6 protein-coding genes are annotated in these 8952 nt (G+C 40.8%); 3 read left to right on the top strand and 3 right to left on the bottom strand.

What is annotated here, in order from left to right:
• The first annotated feature begins 541 nt into the window (after positions 1-541).
• Positions 542-1234, top strand: coding sequence for an alpha/beta hydrolase (locus CHB62_RS13920; protein ID WP_089367303.1), 693 nt, complete (start codon positions 542-544; stop codon positions 1232-1234).
• Between the two features lie 114 nt (positions 1235-1348).
• On the opposite strand, the gene CHB62_RS13915 is transcribed toward CHB62_RS13920, so the two are convergent.
• On the bottom strand, positions 1349-2275 hold the full coding sequence (locus CHB62_RS13915; protein WP_089367302.1) for a DUF3298 and DUF4163 domain-containing protein: 927 nt from the start codon (positions 2273-2275) through the stop codon (positions 1349-1351).
• A 163-nt stretch (positions 2276-2438) separates the two neighbouring features.
• Between CHB62_RS13915 and CHB62_RS13910 the strand changes: the two genes are divergently transcribed.
• Complete coding sequence (locus CHB62_RS13910; RefSeq protein WP_089367305.1) at positions 2439-3383, top strand: Gfo/Idh/MocA family protein; 945 nt, start codon at positions 2439-2441, stop codon at positions 3381-3383.
• Positions 3384-3511: 128 nt separating this feature from the next.
• On the opposite strand, the gene CHB62_RS13905 is transcribed toward CHB62_RS13910, so the two are convergent.
• Positions 3512-4783 carry an O-acetylhomoserine aminocarboxypropyltransferase/cysteine synthase family protein gene (locus CHB62_RS13905; protein ID WP_089367301.1) on the bottom strand — a complete coding sequence of 424 codons (1272 nt, stop codon included), beginning with the start codon at positions 4781-4783 and terminating at the stop codon, positions 3512-3514.
• A gap of 839 nt (positions 4784-5622) precedes the next feature.
• Positions 5623-7290, bottom strand: coding sequence for a nucleoside kinase (locus CHB62_RS13900; protein ID WP_176414881.1), 1668 nt, complete (start codon positions 7288-7290; stop codon positions 5623-5625).
• Between the two features lie 113 nt (positions 7291-7403).
• Here CHB62_RS13900 and CHB62_RS13895 point away from each other — a divergent pair.
• A partial coding sequence (locus CHB62_RS13895; protein WP_254919394.1) for a Na/Pi cotransporter family protein occupies positions 7404-8952 on the top strand: 1549 nt, incomplete at its 3' end.

The following is an 8952-nucleotide window of genomic DNA, read 5'->3' as shown; positions in this document are numbered from 1 at the left end:
GACTTGCATGTGTTAAGCCTGTAGCTAGCGTTCATCCTGAGCCAGGATCAAACTCTCCATTGTAAAATATGTTTTGGTGATAAGTGATGGGTGACAAGTGATAATGGATACCATGTTAACCCAAACGCTTCACCGAGTAATCTCTGTTTCAGAACGCTTATCCTAAAAGTATCAAGTTAAAAAGCACCTTTTCTTTTGTTCCTTAATTGTTTTGAGGCGATGCCTCAAAAGTAGGAACAATGAATTGATCGGTTCGTTTCTTTTACCCATCTGAATGACAATTAATGTCAGACAGACGCTTCTTGTACTACTTCTCTGTTTATGTAAATCTTTTCAAAGAACTCTTTCTTTTATGCTTTAACCAACTTGCCAGATGGCTTGTTTTGTAAAGCGAGTGCAAAGGTATAGAGAATTTCCTTACCCTCCAAACATTTTGAAGAATATTTTTAAAAGAAATGAATATTTTTGCTTAAAATTGACCCAAATCAACTAATTTGCTTAAAAATGATTATTTTTGTAGTCAAAACAAGCATATAGAATTATGAGACATAAAAAAGAGATGATTACAGTTGGAGCACATGTTTGTATCCTACATAGCGAAGAAAACGCAAAGTTTTTCATTATTCAGCCCGTTGACAGTAATGACACAGAGGAGTTAGAGCGTCAAATTACCTATATAGAAGATAACTTGCAAACACCATTCATGCATATTGCCGTACGTATTGAGAAATGGAATGCTGAGTTAACACCCTGGTCAGCCCCACCCGTATTTGGTAAGATCACCTTTGGCGATGGTGCTCATTCCACCTTATTATATATAGTAGACGAACTCCTCCCAACCTTAAAGGAACGTTATTCTATAGAATTTAATAAAAAAAACACCATTTTAGGAGGCTATTCATTAGCTGGACTCTTTGCTCTTTGGGCAGGCTATCAACAGAACATTCCCCTCCATGGGATAGTCTCAGCATCCCCCTCCGCATGGTATACAGGCTGGTTAGACTATGCCAACACCCACCAACCACAAATAGAACACGCCTATCTCAGCCTTGGCGACAAAGAAGAGAAAACAAAAACAAAAATAATGTCAACTATCAAGCAAGACATCCTTTCCCAAGAACAAATATTCAAAAACAAAGGTGTCAACTGTAAGATGGAATGGAATGAAGGCAATCATTTTCAAGACAATGGTATAAGGATAGCCAAAGGCTTCCTATGGTTAATGCAACAATAAACACACAGCCTGTTCCCTTCATAGGTTAGAACAGGCTGTGAAAAAAACTTTATAGAATCTTCTCTAATTCCGTTAACAAATATGAGCCAACCTTACTTACGAAACTATGAAAGATTACTTAATTCCCGCAAGGCGTTGTGCTTCTGCTGAGAGAAACTTTCCAATCTTATTATAAGGCACAGTAAAGGTAGGTGTTCCGATAGCATACGCACCAATCTCATATTGTCCATAAATAAAGACAAGCCCCTCTGGAGAAAGATAAACCCCACTCTTAGGCAGCGGAATAATCCCATTTTCAATAAAAAGATTGTCCATATCAGCCTTAATACGACCTTCTACATCCTTTTCTCCATCAACAACATCAAATTTTCTGAAAAAACTTTCAAGTCCACTTCTGAGAATAGGTTGCAACGCTTTTATATCCTTTGGATTCAATATATCACGCAATATAACTCCCGTCTTCTTGTCAAAGTTAACCGCATACTCAGAATACATTCCATGCGCACCACCCGAATATAGATAAAAAGAAGAGACATAAGTAATATAACGACTGGTTTCATTCCCCTTCAACACAAACATAGAAAGTTCTGGTGGACATTTAGAATCAGGATAGTCAACATCATCAAAAGTACGTATTACATTTTCACATGCAATCTTCGCATAATAGTTTATCATAGCCTTACCATCTGTAAGCCTGGGAAAAGGTTTAGTCTTTGAGTTCTCTTCCCCAAAACTATCTGCAGCACCTTTCATCTCAGACGAGAGGTAAGCACGTATCGAATCGACCAACACATGAGGGCCCGCCACAGGGAAGGAATAAGCAAAATCAACAGTGCCCTTATCCGAACTATACGACTTACCAATAGAATCAACGACCAAAGGTACGTCCTTCTTTTTTATAACAGAGTCATTATCAATAGAAAGAGAGACAACAGAATCCTTCACACATTCTGCCGCTGAAGCCTTTTCACCTTTACATCCTACAACAATAGTAATAGGTAAAAGAGTTGCTAAAAGGCCTAAAAGATATTTATTATTCATATCAACTAATGCTTGTTAAGAGACAACAAAAATAGTCATTTCCCTTTTTATTTGCAAAACATTCCCTACTTTTGTTGCACAAGGTTAGTAACGCAGCACATTCTATAGGCTTCACACATTAAAAAGCAGCTTATAGAACATGCTCTTTAAAGCAATAGAAAAGATGAAGATTAGCATTGTAGGAACAGGAATGATAGCTACAGAAGTTATCACATTACTCAAGACAGAAGTCAAAGGGATAGAAATTACCAGCATATACTCACACAGCAACGAGGAAAAGGCAGAATATCTTGCGAAGATGAATCATATTGAGCGCATTTATACTGACTACGCTCAGTTGCTCAAAGAAGACAAAGCCGACTTCGTTTATATTGCCTTAGTCAATAGTGTCCATTACGAATTTACTCGCAAAGCCTTAGAGGCTGGTAGGAACGTGATTGTTGAGAAACCTTTCACTCTCACTGTTGCCGAAGCTGAAGAACTATCCGCAATGGCACGAGAAAGAAAGTTATACCTCTTTGAAGCAATCTCCCCACTTCATACACCTAATTTCTGTATGGTCAAGGAAAGCCTAAAGAAGATTGCTCCCGTCCACTTCGTTCAGTGTAATTTCTCACAGTATTCAAGTAAATACGAACGTTATCTACAGGGAGATATTGCCCCAGCTTTCAACCCAGATTTAGGTGGTGGAGCACTGAACGACCTCAATGTCTACAATATCAATGTCGTCATAGGTCTCTTCGGACAACCTACCGCAACACAATACTTTGCCAACCGTGGGCACAATGGTATCGACACCTCTGGCGTAATGGTACTTTCCTATCCTACGATGACAGCAACCTGTACGGCAGCAAAAGATTCAAGTAGTCCGTCATTCATACTTATTCAAGGTGAAAAGGGGTGGATACACATCCCAACCCCTGCTAATGAGTTTGGTAGTGTAGAGATAATGAAACAAGGAAAGCTAACCAGCTACCGTCGTAATGCCTACGAAAGCCGCCTTGCCCATGAGTTTATCGATTTCAAAGACGTATGGGAGAAGAAGGATTATAAACAGATGGAAGCATGGCTTGAAAGGTCAGTAGAAGTAGTGAAGGTGATAAAATAAGGATAGATAATTAACAAATATAAGATATGAGCCTATACTTTTTTCGAACAAGACATTTTATAAAATTATAAAACTGAAAAAAGGACATTCAGCAACTGAGTGTCCTTTTTCCATATCTTTATTACAAATTATCTCAATGCTTGTTCGATATCGGCAATGATATCATCAACGTTCTCTATACCTACAGAAAGACGTATTAAGTCGGGTGCAACCCCAGCCTCACGGAGCTGCTCATCAGTCAATTGACGATGGGTATGGCTCGCAGGATGCAGTACACACGTACGAGCATCAGCCACATGGGTCACGATAGATATGAAATCAAGCTTATCGATAAACTTAATTGCATCTTCCCGAGAGCCTTTCAAACCAAAAGCTATTACGCCACATGAGCCATTCGGCAAATACTTCTGCCCCAAAGCGTAATACTTATTAGAAGGAAGTCCACAATAGTTCACCCATGCCACCTTCTCGTTCTTCTCTAACCACTCTGCAACCTTCTGTGCATTGGCACAGTGTTGACGCATGCGAAGATACAAAGTCTCAAGCCCTAAGTTAAGAAGGAAGGAGTTTTGCGGTGCAGGAATACTACCTAAATCTCTCATCAGCTGTGTTACTAACTTCGTAAGGTAAGCCATCTTCCCAAACGTCTTGGTGTAAACAATGCCATGATAGCTATCATCTGGGGTTGTTAACCCACTGAATTTCTCACCGTAAGCCTCCCAATCAAAGTTACCAGAGTCGACCACCGCACCACCTACCTGTGCTGCATGTCCATCCATATACTTTGTCGTAGAGTGTGTAATGATGTCACAACCCCACTCAAAAGGACGACAGTTAATAGGTGTAGCAAACGTGTTATCCATAATCAATGGTACTCCATGCTTATGTGCCATACCAGCAAAACGCTCGATATCAAATACCTTTCCACCAGGGTTAGAGATTGTTTCACCAAAGAAACACTTTGTATTAGGACGGAAAGCAGACTCTATCTTCTCATCATCCCAGTCTGGATCAATGAACGTACATTCAATACCCAATTTCTTCATTGTAACCCCAAAAAGGTTGAATGTACCCCCATAGATGGTGTTAGAAGTCACGAAATGATCGCCTGCCCCACACAGATTAATAATTGCATAGAAGTTGGCAGCCTGTCCAGAAGAGGTCAACACGGCCCCAACACCACCTTCAAGGGCAGCAATCTTCTTAGCCACAGCATCATTGGTAGGGTTTGCCAGACGCGTATAGAAGTACCCGCTGTCCTCTAAATCGAACAGACGTGCCATTTGTTCACTACTCTCATATCTGAAAGTAGTACTCTGATAGATTGGTAACTGTTGCGGTTCACCTTTCTGAGGTTTCCATCCTCCATGAATACAGATGGTTTCAAGACTTTTTCCCATATTGAGTTTGCTTTTTATTTAATAATATCTCTTTTTGCAAAGATAGTCAATTTTATAAGATTCGTACACCTTCTTACTGACTTTCTGAAATAAACTTAGCTTCTTCCGTTAAATGTGTAGATTGTTAATAGAATGAGATTAATCCACATACATGGTAAGCTTACCTCCAATAAGATTGTTTTATAAGGGGGGGTAAACTATATGATAAATGTAATTAGGTGTGATGTCTATCTGTCGTCTATAAACAATTTATTCCTATTAGCCTAATTAGGCTATTTGGTCCAATTGGGCTAATTAGGCTAATAACTTATTATTCTGTCATAATTTTTCACATCATAATATTGAATACATGCTCTTTTGGCTTCTAAAAGACGCCCTTTTGGCTTGCAAAAGATGCTCTTTAAGACCCTTGCTAACGCCCTTTTGAAGTCCAACTAAGCACCTTTTACTTTATACTTGGTAACTAATTGATACGCTGTTGATTGTAAGCCTGCTTCCTGTGTGTATTTTTGTCGTTAGTTATAGGTGTTTTCTTTGAAGTTATGTAATGATTTTTCAAACCCTTGTCTGCAGATTTTCGAAGTCTTAAAACGAAAAGATTTTCAATGAAAGAGGATGAAAATAGGATAGATAGTTGACTGTCTCAGCCATATTTTTGTTTAATGAGTAACTTTGGCTCTTACGTTAAAGCACTACGAAAAGCGTCCACACATTTAACGGAAGAACCTAAACTTACCCCATTCCTTTCGTTTTCATAGCATTTACAGAATGTATCTAACAGTCTTCTGCACCATAAAAACGAATAGAACATACGTGTCCCTTCGCCATGCCTTAATAGCCTAATACTTAAACGAACTACCTCCTAAGAACTCTCTGAGCAATGAGGTTGGTGGGAGATTACGGAAAGGCAGTGGTGCAAAGTATTTAAGAAACTTACGAAGTCGATAGGCCTCAGCATACTCCTCACAGTTTTCTGGGACCTGTTCCAACACCTCCTCCGCCTGTGGTTTGATGACAGCAAGCTCAAAGAGAAGTGCTGTATTAAACATGATGTCGGCTTGCTCCTGATAAGGGAATATCCATTTATTTTCTCCGGCACGCACACTTGGCCAGCGATGAATAGTATCCTGTGCCGAACAACCACGATACTTATAGTCACGAACAATACGACGAAGCAGTCGATTGTCGGTTGTGGGGATATAGTTATGGTCGTCTAAGAGAATCGTTGTGAGTGCAGAAGCATAGATTTTGAACTTTTTGTCGTCAGCAATCTGTTCTGTTAACACAGGATTAAGAGCATGGATACCCTCCACAACCAATACGTTGTTCTCACCAAGATGTAATCTATTCCCACTCTTTTCACTCAACCCTGTTTGGAAGTTATACTTTGGCAACTCCACTTCCTCCCCCCGGAAAAGTGCATTAAATTGCTCATTGATAAGCGAGATGTTCAGTGCATAGATACTCTCATAGTCAAGTTCTCCATTCTCGTCTTTCGGTGTCTCTGTCCTGTTTACAAAGTAGTCATCTAAGGAGATTTGCACTGGCTTCACCCCACTTGCTAATAGTTGCACCGAGAGACGCTTGCAGAAAGTAGTCTTACCGCTTGATGATGGGCCCGCTATCAGTACTACCTTTATTCCTTTCCTACCAGCGATTGTATCAGCTATCTGTGATATCTTCTTTTCTTGTAGTGCCTCACTAACATTGATAAGATCAGTGGCTTGTCCGTTCTTCACGGCCTCATTGAAATCGCCCACAGTCTTTATCCCTAAGATACTCTGCCACCTATGATGCTCCTTAAACACTTCAAACATCTTGTCTTGACGTATCATCTCACCCAATTTAGAAGGGTCTTGTGCGGAAGGAAGTCGCAGAAGGACACCATCAAAGTAAGGCTCCAGTCCGAAAAGATGAAGTTGTGAAGTATTGGTAAGCATCGAACCGTAGTAATAGTCCTTATAGTCGTCGAGCACATAATAAACACAATACAAGCTACCACTACTTTTTAGGAGTTTAGCCTTTTGCATATCCCCCAAGTCAGAGAACATCTTAATAGCCTCTTCTGTTGTAGCCTCGTAACGCTGAATAGGCATTTTCGCATCGATAATCTCCTGCATTCGTCTACGAATACGGTCGACATCCTCTGCAGTTATCTCATGTCCAAGCTGCAGGTTACAGTAGTAACCATTTGAAACAGGGATATCTATAACAACCTTACTACCTGCATAAAGGTCGTGAACAGCCTTACAGAGCACAAGGAAGAGCGAACGCATATAGGTGCGAATACCTGACGGACTATACAAATCGAGGAACTCCACATCTTTATTATGATAGACTCTATAATGAAGCCCTTCCACCTTATTATTCACCTTCGCACTCACTGGTCCGTATGGCAAATGCAGATTAATTTGCTTATAAATGTCAGAAAGTGTACTTCCAATTGGGACTTCTTGAGTTTTTTTATTATTTTTGCAACGGATATACAATACTTGTCTCATAATCATTCAATATGGTTAAAGTGTCAGGGAACAAAATTGTCCTTTAGTAAATAGGATTGTAAAGGTAAAGAAAGTTTTGCAATTACACAAGAAACGGACACCACAAATTAAGTTATTATATGTCGATTTGGATTTTCTTTAAGCTCATTGGTGCATTAGCTCTGCTGATGTTCGGTATGAAAGCCATGAGTGAGGCTCTGCAGAAGATGGCAGGTCCACAGTTGCGCCATATCCTTGGTGCAATGACTACTAATCGTTTTACGGGTATTCTCACTGGTACGTTCATCACAGCTGCCGTACAGTCATCAACAGCTACAACTGTTATGACAGTCAGCTTTGTGAATGCTGGATTGCTGACATTGGTGCAAGCCATCTCAGTTATCATGGGAGCGAACATCGGAACGACGCTGACAGCATGGATTATGTCGGCTGGCTTCTCGTTTAACATCACTGATTTCGTCTGGCCAGCATTCTTTATTGGCATCGTACTGATTTACTCTAAGAAACGTAAACTCATTGGTGACTTCCTCTTTGGTATCTCATTTATGTTCTTGGGATTGGGAACCTTGCGTCAGACGGGTATCGATATGGACCTTGCCCACAACCAGGCTGTACTCGATTTCTTTAGTAACTTCGACCCACAGAGCTTCTTTACGACTATCGTTTTCCTACTTATTGGTAGTGTGCTGACCATGTGTGTGCAGAGTTCTGCAGCTATCATGGCTATCACGATGATACTTTGTTCTACGGGCGTATTGCCTATTTATCAAGGTATCGCACTCGTCATGGGTGAGAACATCGGTACAACAGTCACATCAAACCTTGCGGCCTTGACTGCAAACACGCAGGCTCGTCGAGCAGCTATGGCTCACATGGTGTTCAATGTCTTCGGTGTTATTTGGGTGTTGTGTATCTTCCATCCTTTTATTAATATGATTTGCGACTGGGTGGGATACGACGTTACAATGCCAAAGGGCGCTCCTGGCTTTGCTGCCAATGCTGCTAAACTAAGCTTTGTACTTGCTGCTTTCCACACAACCTTCAACGTTGCCAACACAACTATCCTTGTTGGACCAATCAAATACTTAGAGAAACTGGTCTGCATCATCATCAAGCCGAAGGCAAACAAGGACGAAGACGAGTTCCGTTTACACTTCATTCAGGCTGGTATCATGAAGACTCCAGAACTCTCTGTACTTGAGGCTTCAAAGGAGATAAAGTCGTTTGCCGAGCGTATTCAGCGTATGTTTGGTATGGTTCGTGAGTTACTTGGCGAGCGTGACATGGATAAATTTACGAAACTCTACAGCCGTGTGGAGAAGTACGAAGGTATTTCTGACAATATGGAGATAGAGATTGCGAAATATCTCGACCAAGTTTCCAATGCTCATCTGAGTGATGAAACAAAAGAGAAGGTGCGCTCTATGCTCCGTGAGATATCTGAGTTGGAGAGTATCGGAGATGCTTGTTATAACATAGCACGTACCACCAACCGCCTTATCAATAGTAAGGAAGAATTCATCCCAGAGCAGTATGACCACATACACCAGATGTTTGAACTGACAGACGACGCTGCAAGTTCCAAAACGAAGTGCAATAAAAGAGTGTCCCTCTCCGAGAGATGCAGACGTTCTCGACGCGTAGCGAGAGGTTGTCTGCATCTCTCGG

This window comes from Prevotella jejuni (genome assembly GCF_900187995.1).
In the GTDB taxonomy this organism is placed as follows: domain Bacteria; phylum Bacteroidota; class Bacteroidia; order Bacteroidales; family Bacteroidaceae; genus Prevotella; species Prevotella jejuni.
Note: the sequence above shows the minus strand (reverse complement) of the source record. Positions and strands in the feature narration are given on the sequence as shown.